Annotated in this window: 17 protein-coding genes; 12 read left to right on the forward strand and 5 right to left on the reverse strand. The window is 55.8% G+C overall.

Going from position 1 to position 18,886, the window contains the following annotated elements; translation table 11 throughout:
• Nucleotides 1-97 precede the first annotated feature (97 nt).
• Both BLU05_RS09790 and htpX read right to left on the reverse strand, forming a co-directional pair.
• The gene (locus tag BLU05_RS09790) at nt 98-1,477 is read right to left on the reverse strand and encodes an RsmB/NOP family class I SAM-dependent RNA methyltransferase (protein WP_091880222.1); all 1,380 of its coding nucleotides are present in this window, start codon (nt 1,475-1,477) and stop codon (nt 98-100) included.
• Entirely contained in the window at nt 1,474-2,439 is a 966-nt protein-coding gene (gene htpX / locus BLU05_RS09795; protein ID WP_091879576.1) for a zinc metalloprotease HtpX, read from the reverse strand. The genes BLU05_RS09790 and htpX overlap by 4 nt, the downstream gene beginning before the upstream one ends.
• 115 nt (nt 2,440-2,554) lie before the next feature.
• Between htpX and BLU05_RS09800 the strand changes: the two genes are divergently transcribed.
• Nucleotides 2,555-2,788 (forward strand): DUF1674 domain-containing protein, encoded by a 234-nt coding sequence (locus BLU05_RS09800; protein WP_244518245.1) that lies wholly within the window; start codon nt 2,555-2,557, stop codon nt 2,786-2,788.
• A 19-nt stretch (nt 2,789-2,807) separates the two neighbouring features.
• On the opposite strand, the gene BLU05_RS09805 is transcribed toward BLU05_RS09800, so the two are convergent.
• Nucleotides 2,808-4,208 carry an MATE family efflux transporter gene (locus tag BLU05_RS09805; protein ID WP_091879579.1) on the reverse strand — a complete coding sequence of 467 codons (1,401 nt, stop codon included), beginning with the start codon at nt 4,206-4,208 and terminating at the stop codon, nt 2,808-2,810.
• Between the two features lie 27 nt (nt 4,209-4,235).
• On the opposite strand from BLU05_RS09805, the gene BLU05_RS09810 reads away from it, so the two are divergent.
• The 3 genes from BLU05_RS09810 (at nt 4,236) to BLU05_RS09825 (ending at nt 6,602) form a co-directional block, all read left to right on the forward strand.
• Nucleotides 4,236-4,715: a type II toxin-antitoxin system RelE/ParE family toxin gene (locus BLU05_RS09810; protein ID WP_348271758.1), complete on the forward strand. Its 480-nt coding sequence runs from the start codon at nt 4,236-4,238 to the stop codon at nt 4,713-4,715.
• The gene (locus BLU05_RS09815) at nt 4,696-4,983 is read left to right on the forward strand and encodes an addiction module antidote protein (RefSeq protein ID WP_091879580.1); all 288 of its coding nucleotides are present in this window, start codon (nt 4,696-4,698) and stop codon (nt 4,981-4,983) included. The genes BLU05_RS09810 and BLU05_RS09815 overlap by 20 nt, the downstream gene beginning before the upstream one ends.
• A 353-nt stretch (nt 4,984-5,336) precedes the next feature.
• Nucleotides 5,337-6,602, forward strand: a complete 1,266-nt coding sequence (locus BLU05_RS09825) for an SAM-dependent methyltransferase (RefSeq protein WP_091879583.1) — start codon at nt 5,337-5,339, stop codon at nt 6,600-6,602.
• 233 nt (nt 6,603-6,835) lie between these two features.
• Here the strand turns inward: BLU05_RS09825 and acs are convergent, their stop codons facing one another.
• Complete coding sequence (gene acs / locus BLU05_RS09830) at nt 6,836-8,788, reverse strand: acetate--CoA ligase (protein WP_091879585.1); 1,953 nt, start codon at nt 8,786-8,788, stop codon at nt 6,836-6,838.
• Nucleotides 8,789-9,084: 296 nt separating this feature from the next.
• Between acs and BLU05_RS09835 the strand changes: the two genes are divergently transcribed.
• Nucleotides 9,085-9,627 (forward strand): YcbK family protein, encoded by a 543-nt coding sequence (locus tag BLU05_RS09835; protein ID WP_091879586.1) that lies wholly within the window; start codon nt 9,085-9,087, stop codon nt 9,625-9,627.
• Between the two features lie 9 nt (nt 9,628-9,636).
• Here BLU05_RS09835 and BLU05_RS09840 read toward each other — a convergent pair whose 3' ends face one another.
• Nucleotides 9,637-10,302: a YggS family pyridoxal phosphate-dependent enzyme gene (locus tag BLU05_RS09840; RefSeq protein ID WP_091879588.1), complete on the reverse strand. Its 666-nt coding sequence runs from the start codon at nt 10,300-10,302 to the stop codon at nt 9,637-9,639.
• 119 nt (nt 10,303-10,421) lie between these two features.
• On the opposite strand from BLU05_RS09840, the gene leuS reads away from it, so the two are divergent.
• From leuS to BLU05_RS09875, 7 genes are all read left to right on the forward strand, one after another.
• A complete protein-coding gene (gene leuS / locus BLU05_RS09845; RefSeq protein WP_091879589.1) occupies nt 10,422-13,052 on the forward strand; it encodes a leucine--tRNA ligase in 2,631 nt (876 codons plus the stop codon).
• Entirely contained in the window at nt 13,039-13,620 is a 582-nt protein-coding gene (gene lptE / locus BLU05_RS09850; protein WP_091879591.1) for an LPS assembly lipoprotein LptE, read from the forward strand. Before leuS ends, lptE begins: the two co-directional genes overlap by 14 nt.
• Nucleotides 13,621-13,641: 21 nt before the next feature.
• The gene (locus BLU05_RS09855; protein WP_091879592.1) at nt 13,642-14,802 is read left to right on the forward strand and encodes an AAA family ATPase; all 1,161 of its coding nucleotides are present in this window, start codon (nt 13,642-13,644) and stop codon (nt 14,800-14,802) included.
• A 148-nt stretch (nt 14,803-14,950) separates the two neighbouring features.
• Nucleotides 14,951-15,958, forward strand: coding sequence for a taurine ABC transporter substrate-binding protein (tauA, locus tag BLU05_RS09860; protein WP_091879594.1), 1,008 nt, complete (start codon nt 14,951-14,953; stop codon nt 15,956-15,958).
• A 112-nt stretch (nt 15,959-16,070) separates the two neighbouring features.
• Complete coding sequence (locus BLU05_RS09865; RefSeq protein ID WP_091879595.1) at nt 16,071-16,844, forward strand: taurine ABC transporter ATP-binding protein; 774 nt, start codon at nt 16,071-16,073, stop codon at nt 16,842-16,844.
• Nucleotides 16,841-17,701, forward strand: coding sequence for an ABC transporter permease subunit (locus BLU05_RS09870; protein ID WP_091879597.1), 861 nt, complete (start codon nt 16,841-16,843; stop codon nt 17,699-17,701). Before BLU05_RS09865 ends, BLU05_RS09870 begins: the two co-directional genes overlap by 4 nt.
• Nucleotides 17,702-17,957: 256 nt before the next feature.
• A complete protein-coding gene (locus BLU05_RS09875) occupies nt 17,958-18,878 on the forward strand; it encodes an aliphatic sulfonate ABC transporter substrate-binding protein (protein ID WP_244518311.1) in 921 nt (306 codons plus the stop codon).
• Nucleotides 18,879-18,886 lie beyond the last annotated feature (8 nt).

An 18,886-nucleotide genomic window follows, 5' to 3' on the forward strand; every position in this document is an offset into this window, starting at 1 on the left:
GTTGCTCCAGCACGCTGAAATCATTGCTCTGGTTTCAACCCATCGACGACAAACCGGGACTATGCAACCAAAACAGTTAAAATTTTAGTATTCGATTTTAATCTTTCCGGCGAAACCGTGCCGCAAAGAAACCATCCATGCCCGAGAGGGCCGGGTCCTCATTGGAAAGGTCGGCAGGCGTGGAGCGCACGTAGCCCTCCGGGGTGATCAGTTCGCCCAGTCCGCCCACTTCATCCTTGTTGACCGGCAGCAATTCGATGGACGAATTCTTTGCCAAAAGATCATTGGCAACCTTTTCGCCTTCAAGCGGATCAAGCGAACAATTGGAGAAGACCACGACGCCACCGGGGCGGACGAGTGTGACCGCATGATCAAGCAGCTTGGCCTGAAGCGTTGCAAGCTTCTGGATATCAGCAGGTGATTTTGTCCACGGAACATCCGGATGACGCCGCACAGTGCCTGTTGACGAGCAAGGCGCATCGAGCAGAACCGCGTCGAAGAGTTCGGCAGGCGTGTAGGCGGCGAGATTGGCTTCCACGGTTTCGGCATCAAGCTGCAGACGTTCGAGGTTGGATCGCAGTCGCTTCAACCGGTTGGCGGAAAGGTCGAGAGCCGTGACCTTTGCTCCGGCCTGTGCCAATTGCGCTGTCTTGCCACCCGGTGCCGCACAAAGGTCGGCAACGCGCTTGCCCTTGATGTCGCCAAAGAGCTTGGCAGGCAGGCTTGCGGCGGTATCCTGCACCCACCAGTCACCCTCGGCAAAGCCGGGAAGACTGGTCAGCGCGCCGTCCACCTGAGCCATGCGTACCGAACCGGTTGGAAGGGCAACGCCGCCAAGGCGTTCCGCCCATTCCTGCGGATCGCCTTTGACCGTGAGATCAATGGGTGGCTCCTTGCTTTGTATCTCGAGGATCGCCTGCGTCTTTTCCTTGCCATAGGCGGCAATAAGACTGTCCTCGAACCACGCAGGTACATTGCTTGCAGCGGCGGCAAGCGTGTCTTTTTCGCGCGACAGACGGCGCAGAACTGCGTTGACCATGGAGGCAAAACGACGATTGCGCGGATCATTATTGGCGGCGGTCACAGCCAGATCGACGGCCGCACGGTCAGGCAGATCGAGATAGAGCATCTGGGCTGCGGCCACATGCAGCAGATGGCGCAGGGCAACGGCATTTTCCGGTAATGGACGGTCAATCAACTGGCCGATGATTGCTTCGATGGTGCCGCGATTGCGCAGGGCTGCACCAAGTATGGCGCGAACCAGCGAGCGGTCGCGGTCATCCAGCGCCATATATTGCGGATGGCCGTTGCTGTTGTCGGTCAGGCCATCCAGCGACGTCTGCTTTTCAATCACCGCACCGAGCAACCGGGTCGCACATTGGCGCGCGGCCAGCCCCGGGCGGTCTTCAGCCTCATGGTAGTCTGACGCGTTGGCTTTCTTTCCGAATGGCCGTTTCCGCTCCTGTCCCACGCTCATGCCCATGGGCCTTTGCGCGAGGAACCGTCACGGCCCCACGGGGAAGGCTCATCGTTTTCGGGTTCTTCCTGTGCCGGAGCAGCGGGCGTTGCCGTTGATTGTTCTGGAGCTGGGCGCTGGCGAAACTCGTCAACCATGGCCTCCAAGGCTGCAATACGGTTTTCCGTGCTCGGATGGGTCGAAAACAAATTGTCAGCTCCTTGGCCGCTCAGGGGATTGATGATGAAAAGCGACGCGGAGGCCGGATTGCGCTCGGCTTCTTCATTGACGATCTGCTTTGCACCGCGCGCAATCTTGTTCAACGCCGATGCGAGCCACAGGGGGTTGCCGCAAATTTCCGCACCGCGCCGGTCAGCGGAATATTCGCGCGTCCGGCTGATGGCCATCTGTACGATCATGGCGGCAAAGGGCGCAACGATCATGGCAACGAGCGTGCCGATCATGCCAAGAGGATTATTGTTGCGGTTGCCGCCAAAGAACATGGCAAAATTGCCAAGCATGGAGATCGCTCCAGCAAGTGTGGCGGTGACGGTCATCGTCAGCGTATCCCTGTGTTCGACGTGAGCAAGCTCATGCGCCATGACAGCTGCGACTTCGTTGGGCGAAAGGCGATGCAACAGGCCGGTTGATGCTGCAACAGCGGCGTTCTGCGGATTGCGCCCGGTGGCAAAAGCGTTCGGCTGATCATTTTCGATAAGATAGACGCGCGGCATGGGCAGGCCGGCGCGTGCAGCAAGGTCACGAACGATGCCGTAATATTCAGGAGCGTTGTTCTGGTCCACTTCAACGGCATTGTACATCCGCAGGACCATCTTGTCTGAGTTCCAGTAGCTGAAAAGGTTCATGCCTGTTGCAACAACGAGGGCAATCATCATGCCCGCCGTACCGCCAATGAGAAAGCCAACGCCCATAAACAAGGCGGTCATGAAGGCGAGCAGCATTCCAGTGCGCATGACATTCATGGTTTCAATCTCCGCATTGTGAACATATCAGGTATCAAGATCATTCCTTTTGTTAGACATCTTCCGGTATATGATGGTGTTTCCTACAGCAAGCTTCAATGATGGACAGACCAGAATGACCAGTAACCAGACATCAGGGACGCCGCAGGCCGACAATACTGATCAAACGTCGCGCAAGCCTTTCGATCAACTGCCACCTGCTGCCCAGCGCGCATTGCTGGAAGCCGAGGCACGCCACAAGGCTGATCAGGAACAAGCCAGCCAGCCGCGGGAAATTGGCGGGCGCGGGGGCAAGGACCCAGCCCGTTTCGGCGATTGGGAAATCAAGGGACGGACCATCGATTTTTGATTTGGTGGCACTTATTTGCCTAATGCCTGATAATCTCAATGCCCAGTTTTTCCCGGCGCAGCCAGCGGCTCATCAGCAATAGAGCGGCGGCGGCCAGGCCGGAAAGCAGGCCGAGCCAGATCCCCGCACCTTCCATTTTCAGCCAGAAGCCGAAAGCGACCGACAGCGGCAGACCGATGCCCCAATAGGCAATCGCTGCATAGATCATCGGTATGGTTGTATCATGCAGGCCGCGCAACATGCCGCTGGCAACGGCCTGTGCTCCATCAAAAATCTGGAAAAGCGCGGCAAAGGCCAGAAAGGTCACGGCAAGCGAAACAACAGGCGCATTGGCCGGATCATTGATATCAATGAATGCACGGATCAGCTGCAATGGAACGATGAGCATGAGCAGTGCCGTGAGCACCATAAAGCCGGTACCTGCTGCAAATGCCACCCATCCCGCACGTTTGATGCCTTCCTTATCCTGTGCACCATAGGCGCGGCCGATGCGGACCGTTGCCGCCTGGCCGAATCCCAATGGCACCATGAAGGCTATCGAGGCGATCTGGATAGCGATGGCGTGGGCGGCCAGCGAATCCGGCCCAATAATACCCATCAGGAAGGCTGCGGCGTTGAAAATGGTCACTTCGAAACTTAGGATCGCGGCGATAGGCAAGCCGAGGCGCAGTAGTTCGCCATAGCGCGCCCAGTCTGCGCGCCAGAAGCGGCCGAACAGGTGGTACCGGCGAAATTGCCGATCCCGCAAAACGACAATGACCAGACCGATGAACATGAGGGCAGAGGAAAGCGTTGTGGCAATGCCCGAACCGACAATGCCGAGCTTCGGGAAACCGAGATTGCCAAAAATCAGGCACCAATTGGCGAAGGCGTTGAACAGAACGGCAAGAATGGCAATGACCAGCGCCCAGCCCGGACGTTGCAGAGCGGCGATAAATGAGCGAACCACGATATAGCAATAGAAGGGCAGCGCCGCCCATTGCAGCGCCCGCACATAGGCACCCGCTTCGGCGGCAAGCGCCGGGTCCTGTCCCATGGCTGTCAGAATAGTCTGTGTGTTCCAGAGCATGAACCAGATGGGAATGGAGATCGTGACGGCAATCCAAAGACCCTGCCGCACGGTCCGGCGGATTTCGCGAACGGTGTATTTATTGCGGCCAAGCTCGCGCGACATCATCGGAGATGTCGCGAGCATGAGACCCAGGCCGAAGATCATCGGGACATAATAAAGGTTGGTGCCAAGCGCTCCGGCAGCCAGCGTGTGCGGGCCCACCCAGCCCATCATCATGACATCAGTTGCCGTCATGGCCGTTTGGGCCAGATTGGTCAGAATCATCGGCCAGCCCAAGGCCAGCATCGCAATAATTTCTTCACGCCATGCACGCTTCGGTGCTGCGTTTGGGGTCGATAGGGCGGACATTATGAGTCTTTCCGAGGAAAATTGCCTTTGATAAAGGCAAAGTGCACCATTTTCAGGCAGAAATCTTGGTATCACCAATTTTGGAAAGAGAAAAGTATTCGCAGATACAATCTGTCGTTGGTTTCACTTCGATCTTCCGTTGACTACAATTATCGCATATTGACATTTCGTAATTTAAAAAATACAGTTTTAATGCGAATTAAGCAGACTGATACCTATCGGGTATGGGAACGAAAACTTAGGGACGATAGAGCGAAAGCAGCAATTGCTGCTCGCTTATTTCGCTTGGTCAATAGTTTGATTGGTGACGTTTCATCGGTGAGCGAGGGCGTCTACGAATTGCGAATTCACTACGGACCTGGTTATCGGGTTTATTTCAAGCAATGCAGCGCGGAGCTTGTGATTTTATTGTGCGGTGGAAATAAGCGTACGCAGCAGCGGGACATACGCAAAGCGAAACTACTGGCCGCTGAATGGAAAAGTGACAATGGCAACGAAGCTCTATGACTACGATCCGGCTGATGCTTTGAAATCGGATGACGCAGTAGAGGTGTTTCTGGCTGATGCGTTCGAAACGGGTGATGCCGGTTATATCGCCAAGGCTTTGGGTCTTGTAGCGCGCGCCAAAGGCATGACCAAAATTGCGCGGCAAACGGGTTTGGCGCGTGAGCAGCTCTATCGTTCATTAAGCGAAAACGGAAACCCGACGCTTGAAACAACAATAGCGGTTATGAAGGCAGTAGGCTTTCAGATCACGGGAAAACGCGCTGCATAAATGGAAAGGGCCACCCCGAAGGGTGACCCCGTAATTCCGTCTGGCACAAAGCTGTCGTTTGGCCTTCTTACCCGGCGCGAGCCAGGGCGCTTATTCAACGGAGAGATGATCCCCGATGGAAAGCATCAGACGCCTTGTGGCAGGTTGCGAAATCACGAGACATCAGATCACCTCCTTTTCATTCGTTGAACACAAGTTGAGAATGGGGTGTGTTGCGGGAAGTTTCAAGAGAAAATTTTCAACCGCCATTTTTTGCTGCCTGTGAAAGTGCGTTGCCAGCGTGGAGCGAAGCGCATAGTTTCGGCCAAATCTCCGACACTGGTGTTTCGGAGCGTGATTGTTGGAGTTATTGAATGGCGGCACAAGAGAGCGCGGCGCGGATCATCCGCACAGTGATAAACATGATGGAGCCGCAATTTGCCGTCGAATTATGGAATGGCGAACGTATTGGTGAAACAGATGGTCCGGTGCTTGCCATCAATGATCCGATGGCAGTGCGCCGCCTGGCGCTGAAACCCAATATCGGGTCGATCGTTGAACTGTGGATCTCAGGCCAGATCGATGTGAAGAACGGCACGCTGTTCGATCTCGTCGAGCGTGGTCCCAAAGGCAAATTCAAGCAGAAGCTGAAAACCCTGCCAAAATGGCAATTGCTGAAAGATGTCCCCGCATTGCTGCTGGGCGGTCGTGGGATGGATGCCTCCGGTCTCGATGGCAAAAATCCGTTCGTCAGTGGTTCGAACAAGGAAGCAATTACCCATCACTATGATGTGTCGAATGCTTTCTATCAGCTCTTCCTTGATGATCGGATGGTCTATACCTGCGCCTATTTCAAGGACTGGGCCAACAGCATCGATCAGGCGCAGGCTGACAAGCTGGATTTGATCTGTCGTAAGCTGCGGCTGCAGCCGGGAGATCGGCTTCTCGATATTGGCTGTGGCTGGGGCGCGATGCTGATCTATGCTGCCAAGCATTACGGCGTAACCGGTACAGGCGTGTCATTGTCTGAGGCACAAACGGCGCTGGCACGTGAACGCATCAAGGCGGAAGGTCTTGAAGACAAGATCACCATCCACGTCAAATCCTACGAGCATCTGGAAGGTCAATTCGACAAGATTTCCTCCATCGGCATGTTCGAGGCGGTGGGCATCGCCCATTACGACACGTATTTCTCCAGCGTGCACCGTCTGCTGCGGCCGGGTGGGCTTTATCTGCATCACGCAATCACCCGCCGTATGAAGCGCAACAAGAAGACGTTTGGCCGCAAGAGCGCCGAGCATCTTGCGCTGGTGAAGTATATTTTCCCGGGCGGTGAGCTTGATCATCTTGGCATGACCGTTGAAAACCTTGAGGGTTACGGTTTCGAGGTTCACGATGTGGAAAACCTGCGTGAGCATTATGGCAGGACCTGCCGTATCTGGGCGGATCGTCTGCATGCGCGGTTTGATGAAGCCATTGCCGAAGTCGGTGCGCCCAAGGCCCGGCTTTGGCTGCTTTACCTCACCGGCTGCGCGCTGGCCTTCGAGCGCGGAACCGTTCAGATCAACCAGACCCTTGCATCAAAGCGCAAGCGTGGGATTTCTGCGGTGCCACAGACAAGAGCCGATCTCTATCGCTAGAGATCGATTGCAATGGCGCTGTGTGGGGTTGGTGGGTCTGTTTGGACCGCTGCAGGACCATTCCTGCGCCCTTCGACAGGCTCAGGATGAGGGAGAGAGGGGACTGCAGGGAGCCAAGTTCTGCAACATTTGTGATCTGCAATCTCTGCGATGAGCGTTGCATCACTCAACTCCCTCGTGGTGAGCTTGTCGAACCACGAACCACGAACCACACACGGTGTCTTTCAGCTTAATCAGCCCTTTTTGTTCTGGCGGTTGGCGATCAGATCATCGACAACGGCTGGATCAGCAAGCGTCGAGGTATCGCCCAGTGAACCAAAATCGTCCTCGGCAATCTTGCGCAGGATGCGGCGCATGATCTTGCCGGAGCGCGTTTTGGGCAGGCCGGGCGCGAACTGGATTTTGTCGGGCGAGGCGATGGGGCCGATTTCCTTGCGGACATGCGCCACAAGCTCCTTGCGCAATTCGTCCGTGCCCTCAAGGCCCGCCATCAGCGTGACATAGCAATAGATGCCCTGTCCCTTGAGATCATGTGGATAGCCGACAACAGCTGCTTCCGAAACCGTGTCATGCGAGACGAGGGCCGACTCCACCTCAGCGGTGCCCATGCGGTGACCCGATACGTTGAGCACGTCGTCAACCCGGCCGGTGATCCAGTAATAGCCATCCTTGTCACGGCGGCAGCCGTCACCGGTAAAATACTTGCCCTTATAGGTAGAGAAGTAAGCTTCGATGAAGCGCTTGTGATCGCCATAAAGCGTGCGCATCTGGCCGGGCCAGGAATCGGTGATGCAAAGATTGCCATCAGCGGCGCCTTCAAGCACATCGCCTTCATTGTCGACCAGCTGTGGCTGAACGCCAAAGAACGGCCGTGTGGCCGAACCGGGCTTGAGCGCAGTCGCACCGGGCAACGGTGTGATAAGAATACCGCCGGTTTCCGTCTGCCACCAGGTATCGACGATGGGGGAGCGTTTCTCACCGACCACCTGATAGTACCATTCCCATGCTTCCGGATTGATCGGCTCGCCGACCGAACCCAGAACACGCAGGGATTTGCGCGAGGTTTTCTTGACCGGCTCATCACCGGCACCCATCAGAGCACGAAGTGCGGTAGGAGCGGTGTAGAAGATATTGACCTTGTGCTTGTCGATGACTTCCCAGAAGCGCGAATTGGTCGGATAGTTGGGAACACCTTCGAACATCAGCGTGGTCGCGCCGTTGGCGAGCGGGCCATAGACAATGTAGGAGTGCCCCGTGACCCAGCCCACATCGGCCGTGCACCAGTAAATATCGCCGTCGTGATAATCGAAGACATATTGATGGGTCATCGAGGCATAGACGAGATAGCCGCCTGTTGTGTGCAAGACGCCCTTTGGCTTGCCCGTGGAACCGGAGGTGTAAAGGATGAAAAGCGGATCTTCCGCTTTCATCTTTTCCGGCTTGCACTCAGGCTTAACGCTGAGAATTTCCTCATGATACCAGAGGTCGCGGCCGGGCGCCCAGCTGGTCTTGCCGCCGGTGCGCCGGACGACCAGAACATTCTTCACCATCACATGGTGCTTGGCAGCGATGTCGATGGCCTTGTCGGTATTGTCCTTCAGCGGGATCGGTTTGCCACCGCGCATGCCCTCATCGGCGGTGAAGACAAAAGTGGATTCGCAATCGACGATGCGGCCTGCAAGAGCATCGGGTGAGAAGCCGCCGAAAACAACGGAATGAACAGCGCCAATACGCGCGCACGCCAGCATCGCATAGGTCGCTTCGACAATCATCGGCATATAGATTGTAACGCGGTCGCCTTTCTTCACGCCATGCTTTTTCAGCACATTGGCGAGGCGGCAGACCTGCTCGTACAGCTCGTTATAGGTGACCTTCTTGTCGAGATAGGGATTGTCGCCCTCCCAGATGATGGCGACCTGATCGCCGCGCTTCTTCAAATGGCGGTCGATGCAGTTGTAGGAGACGTTGGTCTGTCCATCCTCGAACCACTTGATGGAAACCTTGCCTTCGAAGGAGGTGTTCTTGACCTTGGTGTAAGGCTTGAACCAGTCAATGCGCTTGCCGTACTTGCCCCAGAATTTCTCGGGGTCCTTGATGCTCTGTTTGTACCAGCTGAGATATGTTTCATTGTCGATAAGCGCGTTTTTCTTCGCGCTCGGCAGCACGGGATAGACCTTCTCGGACATCAATTTCCTCCAAATCTGAGCTGACGGGCCTCCACCCGGATGCCTCCCGCAGAGAGAGGCGCATGGCGTTCATTATCACCATGCAAATCACTGCGTAAATACAGCAAATGACCTTGAGGGAATGGCGTTCCGTCGCACACAATAAATGGCGCGTTGTAATATTGCGTTACATTTTGTTATGCGGACTGGTCCATTTTGGACACATTTTGCCTTAGACCGTCACTGCCTTGACCCGGGGAGGATAATTTCGGCGCGCCGAGTGGACGTGGAGCGTGCGCCTTATCAAGGACTGATGAATGACGATGTTACCCTTGCGCAGCGTTGTGTTTCGCGCAAAATCCGCCTTTCTGGCGGTCGCCCTTCTGGGGCTTGGTTCTACCATTCCCGCAACTGCCGGTACCCTGCCTGAACCAGCCAATCCATGGAAACGCCTTGGTGCGCATCTCTTTGACGAGGAGCATGCGCATCTGCTTGGCGATTCCCTGTTTGACAAGATCAACCCGCTGGTTCTCGCCGCCATGCCGCGTGGCAAAGCCTATATCCAATACAAGGCTCCCGCCAATTGTGTGCCGGAACGGCTGAAGAATGTTCTGAACCGGGTTTCGGCGACCTATGGTCCGATCACGGTGAATTCGACGGTGCGGTCACGCAACGGAAACCGCAAAGCAGGCGGGCGCGACAAGTCCTATCATCTGAGCTGTCAGGCCGTTGATTTCCGTGTGCATGGTCATGCGTCCGGGCTGCTGCAACAGCTATCGGGCAACAAGGACGTCGGCGGCTTCAAGCGTTATCCCGCAGGCTATTACCACATTGATACTGGTCCGCGCCGCAGCTGGTAGTTTGCGCGCCTAGGTTCGGCTGCCAAAAATCGCCGAGCCGACGCGCACGGACGTTGCACCGAAGCCCACGGCAATCTCGTAATCGCCTGACATACCCATGGAAAGCTTTTCGACACCGGCCTCACGCGCGATCTTTTCCAGAAGGGCAAAGTGCGGGCCGGGGTTTTCATCGGCTGGGGGAATGCACATTAGGCCCGCGATGGTTAGATCGTGCACGTCGCGGCAGCGTTTGACAAAAGTAACGGCTTCCTTTGGCTCAATTCCGGCTTTCTGCGGCTCGGAACCGGTATTGACCTGCACATAGAGTTTGGGAAACCGGTTCTGCTTTTTCATTTCGCTGGCAAGCGCTGCGGCAATCTTTTCCCGATCGACCGTTTCGATGACATCAAACAGCGCAACCGCGTCTTCACTCTTGTTTGATTGCAGCGGCCCGATGAGGTGAAGCTCAATACCCTCATAGTCGTTGCGCAAACCCGGCCATTTCGATTGTGCTTCCTGAACCCGGTTTTCGCCGAAAACCCGCTGTCCCGCATCCAGAACCGGGCGAATCTCGTCCGCGTCAAAGGTTTTAGATACGGCCACAAGCGTCACCGAGCCTTCCGGGCGATTGGCTCCCGCTTCAGCTTTCACAATGGCATTGCGAACGGCAAGAAGGTGTTCAACGGCGGTCGACATGGTAAAGCGTGTCCTTTTTGATGCAGTTTCGGGCAAACCCTCATTGTCAATGGTTGACGCTCTGGTCAATCCATGGTGAAGGTCCGCGCATCACTATCCTTTGCAAGAGAATCCCGTTCATGGCAACCGAACGATATAATCCCCGCGTAGCCGAGAAGCATTGGCAAAAGGTCTGGGACGAAGCCAAGCTCTTCGAAACCAGCAATGATGATCCGCGCGACCCCTATTATGTGCTTGAGATGTTCCCTTATCCATCAGGGCGCATCCATATCGGGCATGTGCGCAACTATGCCATGGGCGATGTGGTTGCCCGCTACAAGCGCGCCAAGGGTTTTAATGTTCTCCATCCGATGGGATGGGATGCATTCGGCATGCCTGCGGAAAACGCAGCGATGCAGAACAAGGTTCATCCGAAGGAATGGACCTACCAGAACATTGCAACCATGCGCAGCCAGCTCAAATCCATGGGATTGTCACTCGACTGGTCGCGTGAATTTGCCACCTGCGATGTGGAATATTATCACCGCCAGCAGATGCTGTTCCTCGACTTTGTCGAAAAGGGTCTGGTGACGCGCAAATCCTCCAAGGTCAATTGGGACCCGGAGGATATGACGGTGCTTGCCAATGAGCAGGTCATCGATGGTCGCGGCTGGCGGTCCGGTGCGCTGGTTGAGCAGCGCGAGTTGATACAATGGTTCTTCAAGATCACTGATTTCAATGAGGAATTGCTGGGCGCCTTGGATGGTCTCGATCAATGGCCTGATAAGGTGCGGCTGATGCAGCGCAACTGGATTGGCAAGTCCGAGGGCATGCTGATCCGCTGGGCGCTGGATGCCAAATCGCAAATTTCAGGTGAAACCGAGGTCGAAGTTTACACGACCCGTCCCGATACGATCTTTGGTGCATCGTTCCTGGCCATTTCTGCCGATCATCCGCTCGCCAAAAAAGCAGCTGAAAACAATGCCGACCTCGCTGAGTTCAACGAGGAATGCCGCCGTGCGGGAACGTCATTGGCCGCATTGGAAACCGCTGAGAAGCGGGGCTTTGATACGGGCCTGCGCGTCAAGCATCCGTTCGATGACAGCTGGACATTGCCTGTTTATGTCGCGAACTTCGTTCTGATGGATTACGGCACGGGCGCGATTTTCGGCTGCCCGTCCGGCGATCAGCGCGATCTGGATTTTGCCAACAAATATGGTCTGCCCGTTGTGGCTGTGGTTATGCCCGAGGGCGATGACGCCGCGACGTTCCAGATCACCGAAACTGCTTATGTTGATGATGGCGTGATGATCAATTCACGCTTCCTCGATGGGTTGTCCCCCGCAGCAGCTTTTGACGAAGTGGCCAAACTGCTGGAGAAGCAGACTGTGGGTGGCCGTCCGCAGGGCGAGCGCAAGGTGAATTTCCGATTGCGTGACTGGGGTATTTCCCGTCAGCGTTATTGGGGCTGTCCGATTCCAATGATCCACTGCGATGATTGCGGTGTTGTTCCGGTTCCCAAAGCCGATCTGCCGGTCAAGCTGCCCGATGATGTGGAGTTTGACCGTCCGGGCAATCCGCTTGACCGTCATCCGACATGGCGGCATGTCAATTGCCCGCAATGCGGCAAGGCTGCGCGCCGTGAAACCGATACGATGGATACCTTTGTTGATTCGTCCTGGTATTTTGCCCGGTTCACTGCACCGTGGGAAAATGAGCCCACTGATCCGAAGGCGGCCAATCGCTGGCTGCCGGTTGATCAGTATATTGGCGGTATCGAACATGCGATCCTGCATCTGCTCTATTCCCGCTTCTTTACGCGGGCGATGAAAGTTGCAGGCCATCTCGATATCAGCGAGCCGTTCAAGGGCCTGTTCACGCAGGGCATGGTTGTGCACGAGACCTACCGGCTGGGTACAGGTGCCAATGGAAGCTGGGTCACGCCAGCCGAAGTGCGGCTTGACGAAAGCGGCGGCAAGCGCCGGGCATTTCTGATTGCCACTGGCGAAGAAATCGAAATCGGCTCGATCGAAAAGATGTCGAAGTCGAAGAAGAACGTTGTCGACCCTGACGATATTATTGCGTCCTATGGTGCCGATACCGCCCGCTGGTTCATGTTGTCGGATTCTCCGCCCGAACGCGATGTCATCTGGACGGAAGCAGGCGCCGAAGGGGCACACCGCTTTGTTCAGCGTGTCTGGCGGTTGATTTCCGAAGCGGCTCCGGCATTGCAATCGGTGACTGGCGCTCCGGCGCTCGAAGGTGATGCAGCCACGATTTCCAAGACCGCCCACAGGACTGTCAAAGCCGTTGGCGAAGACATCGAAAAGCTGGCCTTCAATAAGGCTATTGCCCGTCTCTATGAACTGGTCAATGTTCTGGCCGTTCCATTGCAGAAAATTGCGGCTGGCGAAGCCGATGCGGCAACAATATCTGCCTGCCGCGAGGCGACAGATATGCTGATTGCCATGATCGCACCGATGATGCCGCATCTGGCTGAAGAGTGCTGGAAAGCGCTGAAAGGTGCTGATCTCGTCGCCGATCGCGCCTGGCCGCATTACAATGACGCGTTGATTGTCGAGAACACTGTAACAATGCCTGTGCAGATTAACGGCAAGAAGCGTGGTGATTTGACAATTGCCCGCGATGCGGATCAATTGACGGTCGAAAAGGCCGCTCTCGAACTTGATTTTGTCAAAGTGGCGTTGAACGGTAATCCACCGAAGAAAGTCATTGTCGTACCGCAGAGGATCATCAATGTTGTTGCCTGATCGTTTCCAGCCGATTTCCGGCTCCAAGCGTTTGCTGTCCGCGTGCGTTCTCGGTATGGCTCTGATCGCTGGCGGTTGCCAGGTTCGCCCGCTTTATTCCAACGCAAGCCCAACTGCTGGTGCAGGCGTCGGCGTAAGTGGAAGTGTGCAGTCAAAGCTGGCCACGATCAGTATTCCTGAAGTGGGTACGCGCGAAGCACAGCAGGTGCGCAACAATCTGATCTTCATGTTTAACCATGGAGCAGGACAACCTGCGAGTGCGGCCTATACATTGCAACTCAGTGTCGGTTATCAGGATTTGTCGCTTGCTCTTATCCAGAACGCAACGAACGACAAATCCGGCCAGCCGACAGCCGGTTCGATGCGCATGACAGGCAGCTATGTCCTGACACGTATTTCTGACGGTAAGGTCGTGGGCAAGGGAACGCGCCTCATCACGGCTGACTATGATGCTCCCAGACAGCGCTATGCTGTCCTTCGCGCCCAGCGTGATGCGATCAATCGGGCGGCGCGCGAAGTTGCCGAAGCGCTGAATCTCAGCGTCGCGCAGGACGTGTCCAAGCTATAAATCCATGGCGGGTGGTATTCCATGCGTCTGACCTCCCTATCAGCGACCGGTTACCGGTCGCTGCAGTCGATCCGGTTGGATATTCGCCAGCTTGCACTTTTCATTGGCGAGAACGGCGTTGGCAAATCCAACCTTTACCGTGCCATGCAGATGATAAAGGCGGCGGCTGAAGGCACGCTTTCCTATGAGATAGCCCGCGAAGGCGGCATGCAATCGGCGTTGTGGACCGGCAAACGCAAGCCGGGACCTGTGCGCATGATTTTTAGCGCTTCGTTTGACGATGACGAGGAAGCGATCCGGACCGGCCATGCGGTGCGAACGGGTTTTGCACCGAGTTACAGCATTGAAATCGGCTTGCGGCCTCCGGTGGCTGCAGGCTTTGCCTTTGAGCCGCAGATCAAGGAAGAGACCCTTACTATTGATTCCGGTCGCCGTCCCGTGGAGATGATGGGCCGCAAAGGGCCCGCTGTGTTTGCGCGTGACGATAGTGGGCGGAGAATCGAACATCCGGTACGGCTGCTTGACTCCGAGACGGCATTTTCGACGCTCGGCAATGCGGGGCGATATCCCGAGATTGGAGATTTGCGTGCAACCATTCTCGGATGGCGGTTCTATCATGGTTTCCGCACGGATCGCGATTCGCCAATCCGCCAGCCTGCATTGGCGATCACAGCGCCCATGCTTGATGAAGACGGCAAGAACCTTGCCGCTGTTTTCGCAACATTGGTTCACATCCGTGAAGATACTGCTGATCTCGACCATTGTATTGCGTCAGCCCTTGGCGGTGCCGTGCTGGATGTGCCGGTTCCGGGTGAAACCGCGACATTTGGCTTGCAACTGCCGGAATTCCCGCAACGAATTTTTCGGCCGGAAGAATTATCTGATGGCCAAATACGGTTTCTCGCACTGGCGGGCGCGCTGCTTTCCTATCGCTTGCCGGGCCTCATTGCGCTGAACGAACCAGAAACCAGCCTGCATCCTTCCATGCTTCCCGCCTTGGCAGAGATGATCACGCGAGCGGCGGAACGGACACAGGTCTGGATCGTCACCCATTCGCGCATTCTTGCCGACGAGATCGAGACCAGAACCGGTGCGCGCGCTCTTACAGTCGTGCGTGACAATGGGGCGACGACCATCAAAGGAATGCGGGTGTCTGGCAATTATGGGGATGAGGACGAGTAGGAGCCATTGCCCCTCTGTTTCCCTGCAAAAGCACTATCGGAAGAAATAATTTTCTCCTTGCGATGCAAACTTGGCAGATCGTAACTCTACAATCCGGGCAGAGATGACCAAAGTTGGAACGAAATGTTTCAACAGGTCAGGATCACCCATGTTCACCCGCCGTCATTTCCTTGCTGCAACGACTATTCTTGTCAGTCTCGGAACTTTCGCTTCCGCACAGGCGGAAGACCTTAAAATCACCATTGGATATCAGACAGTGGTCGAGCCTTCAAAAGTACCGCAGGCGGATGGTGTTTATGAAAAGACCGCCTCTGCGAAAATCGACTGGCGGAAATTCGATTCCGGTGCGGATGTGATCGCTGCCGTTGCCTCCGGCTCTGTCGATATTGGTTATGTCGGATCAAGCCCGCTGGCCGCAGCCGCAAGCCGCGAGCTTCCCATCCAAACCATTCTCGTTGTCGGGCTTATCGGCGAATCGGAAGCGCTGGTTGCCCGTAATGGTTCTAATGTCAGCAAGATTGCCGATCTCAGTGGAAAGAAAGTGGCTGTGCCCTTTGTTTCAACCACCCATTATAGCCTGCTTGCCGCGTTGAAGCATGAGGGTGTCGATGCGAAATCAGTCAATATTCTCAACCTGCGCCCACCGGAAATTGCCGCCGCTTGGGAGCGCGGTGATATCGATGCGGCCTATGTGTGGGACCCGGCGCTTGGCCAGATCAGGACCACAGGAAAAATCATTGTCGATTCGTCTAAAGTTGCCGAGTGGGGTGCGCCAACATTTGATGCGTGGATCGTTCGCACGGAGTTTGCGGAAGCACATCCGGATGCCGTGCGGGATTTCGTCAAAGTAACCGGCGCTGCCTATGCGGACTATCTGGCCAAGCCGGATGCGTGGTCGGCAACGTCAGCGCAAGCCGAAAAAATCAGCCGCCTGACCGGTGCCAAGGTCGATGAAATACCATTGCTGTTGAAAGGGTATGTCTTCCCGCCATTGGCGGAACAGGCTTCCGCGAAGTTCCTCGGTGGCGACACGGTGAAAGCCATCGCAGCCACTTCGCAGTTTCTGAAAGAGCAGGGAAAGATCGATGCGGTTCTTCCTGATTATTCGAAATATGCAACGGTTAAGTTCGTGGAGGCGGCGCTCGCATCGAACTGAGTTCAAAACTTTATAGCGCGGGGGCGTTCGTGCGTCCTTTCCGGTTTTCGCGGGCCCCTCTCTCCCGGAAGCCGGAAAGGCCACGAGCGCCGCCGTTCAACCGGTAGTAATTATGGCACATCTCGTTCTTGATCATGTTTCGGTCCATTATGATGGTCAGGCCCAACCTGCCGTTACGCAGGCAGGCATTTCCGTCAAATCAGGTGATTTCGTTGTGCTTGTTGGCCGCTCCGGTTGTGGCAAGACCACGCTGCTCAACACGGCTGCCGGTTTGATTTCGCCAACCGGCGGTACGGTGACGGTAGATGGGAAAAAAGTAACCGCGCCCGGTGCTGATCGGGCCGTGGTGTTTCAGAACGATGCCCTGTTTCCCTGGCTGAGTGTCAGAGACAATGTCAGTTTCGCTCTCAAGCTGCGCGGTATACCCGCACAAGAACGAGATGCTGTTGCCGCACGTCTGCTTGAACTGGTCAAGCTTGACGGCATCGGCGGAAAGGCAATTTGGGAATTGTCCGGCGGTATGCGCCAGAGGGTGGGCTTGGCGCGGGCACTGGCGGCGGAACCGGATTTTCTGCTGATGGATGAGCCGCTGGGCGCGCTCGATGCTTTGACGCGCGAACGGATGCAGACATTGCTTCTCGATATATGGACGGCCAACAATATCGGTGTTCTGATGGTCACGCATGGCATTGACGAGGCGTTGTTGCTGGCAACGCGCATCGTGGTTCTGGCGCCGGGGCCGGGCCGGGTTGTCAGGCAGATTGATGCCGGTTTCGGCCGTCGCTATGTCAGCGGTGAATCCGTCCGGTCGATCAAGGCTGATCCCGCGTTCAATCGGGCGCGAGCCGAACTTGAAGACTCAATCTTCGAAGGAGAGGCGGCATGACGCTCTCCGCAGAAACGAGCCGGGATATAGGCGATGCCGCCATTGTAAGCACAGCGACACAGCCCGAAGTGAAGGCAGTGAAGCCTTCACCTGCAAGGACAGCCCGCATTGCAAGCGCAATCACTGTTCTCGGCCTGTTGCTCATCTGGATCGTCTCGGCGCATTTCAAACTGGTTTCACCGGTCTTTCTGCCGTCGCCATCGGCAGTTTTGTGGAAGTTCTACAGCGTTTCAATAAACGGTTTCGTCGATGCCACGCTCTGGCAGCATTTGCTCGCAAGCCTGCTGCGGGTGTTTGCGGCACTGTTGCTTGCGCTTGTTGTGGCCGTTCCGGCCGGTATTGCGATTGGTGTCAGCGCTATCGGGCGCGGCATTTTTGATCCGATCATTGAATTCATCAGGCCCATCCCGCCGCTCGCTTATCTGCCACTTGTGATTATCTGGTTTGGTATCGGTGAACCGTCCAAGATTCTTGTGATTGCAATTGCCATGCTGGCGCCCATCGCGATTTCGACTGCGGCTGGTGTCAAGGGTGCTTCACTCGACCGGATCAATGCGGCGCGTGCGCTTGGTGCCACGCGAGCACAGGTTGTCCGCCATGTGATCTTGCCTAACGCGCTGCCTTCCATTCTGACGGGGTTGCGTATCGCGCTTGGCGCCGGATGGTCGACATTGGTTGCGGCCGAACTGGTGGCGGCGACGCGTGGTCTTGGTTTCATGATCCAGTCAGCAGCGCAGTTTCTGGTAACGGATGTCGTCATCATGGGAATCTTTGTTATCGCGATTGTCGCGTTCATTCTGGAAATCGGTATCAGACGGTTGGAACATTTACTGGTGCCTTGGGCAGGGCGGGAATAGATAACTCCCGCCGATGGGAAGGTTTTGCGTGAAACCGCCCGGCCTTTGCTTTGGCTTGCACAGCTGTAAGAAAACCAATCCGCATAGCCGTGATTATACGAAATAATATTTCTCTATAGAAATAGTCGAGTTTAATAGCATTGAGCCATTCCTGATTACGGGAAGGGCCGGTTGCTTCCATCAGCCAAGGTTCTCCCAAACCAAAGAATTGCGAGAACCCATGCTCAATCTGACGCGCAGACTATTCGGTGCCCTTATGCTTGCGGCGACAGCCATGGCGGCAACGGCTTCCCATGCCGCTGAACCGCTGCAGGAATATAAAATCGGTTTCCAGAAAACGAGCCTGCCCGTTATCGCCCAGCAGCAAAAAGTCGTCGAAAAGGCTCTGGAGCCCAAGGGCATCAAGGTCAAATGGGTTGAATTCTCTGCCGGTCCGCCACTGGTTGAAGCACTGAATGTCGGCAGTATCAATGTAGGATGGGTTGGCGATGCGCCGCCGATCTTCGGACAATCGGCAGGTTCGGCGATTGTCTATGTCGCGGCGCTGCCATCCAACGGTAAAGGCGAGGCGATCTTCGTCAAACCCAATTCTTCCATCCAGTCGCTCGCTGATCTGAAAGGCAAAAAGATTGGCGTCGGCAAAGGAACCAGTGCGCATAATCTGCTCGTCGCAGCGCTGGAGAAGGCCAATATCGGTTACGATGAAATCACTCCAGTTTACCTAAGCCCCGCCGATGCCGCTGCTGCTTTTGCCAGTGACAAGATCGATGCATGGGCTGTGTGGGACCCGTTCTTTGCCATTGCCGAGACGCGCTATCAGCCGCGCATTCTGGCGCGGTCCAGCGATGTGCTCAACGTCAACACCTACTTTCTGGCCAATCGCGATTTTGCAGCGGCACATCCTGATGTCGTAACGACAACCATCGGCGCGTTGAAGGAAGCGGCAAGTTGGGCTGAAGCCAACAAGGACAAGGTGGCGGCAGCGCTTCACGCCGTCACGGGCGTTCCGCTTGATGCGCAGACGATTGCCGCGAACCGTACCGTGTTCGGCATATTCCCGATCACTCCAGAGATCGTCGCGCATCAACAGGAAACAGCAGACCGGTTCTTCAAGCTGAAGCTGATCCCCAACGCTATCAAGATTTCAGATGCCGTTTGGACGGCACCCGGTAACTGAACGGAATA

It is taken from the genome of Phyllobacterium sp. OV277 (assembly GCF_900104355.1).
Lineage (GTDB): Bacteria > Pseudomonadota > Alphaproteobacteria > Rhizobiales > Rhizobiaceae > Phyllobacterium.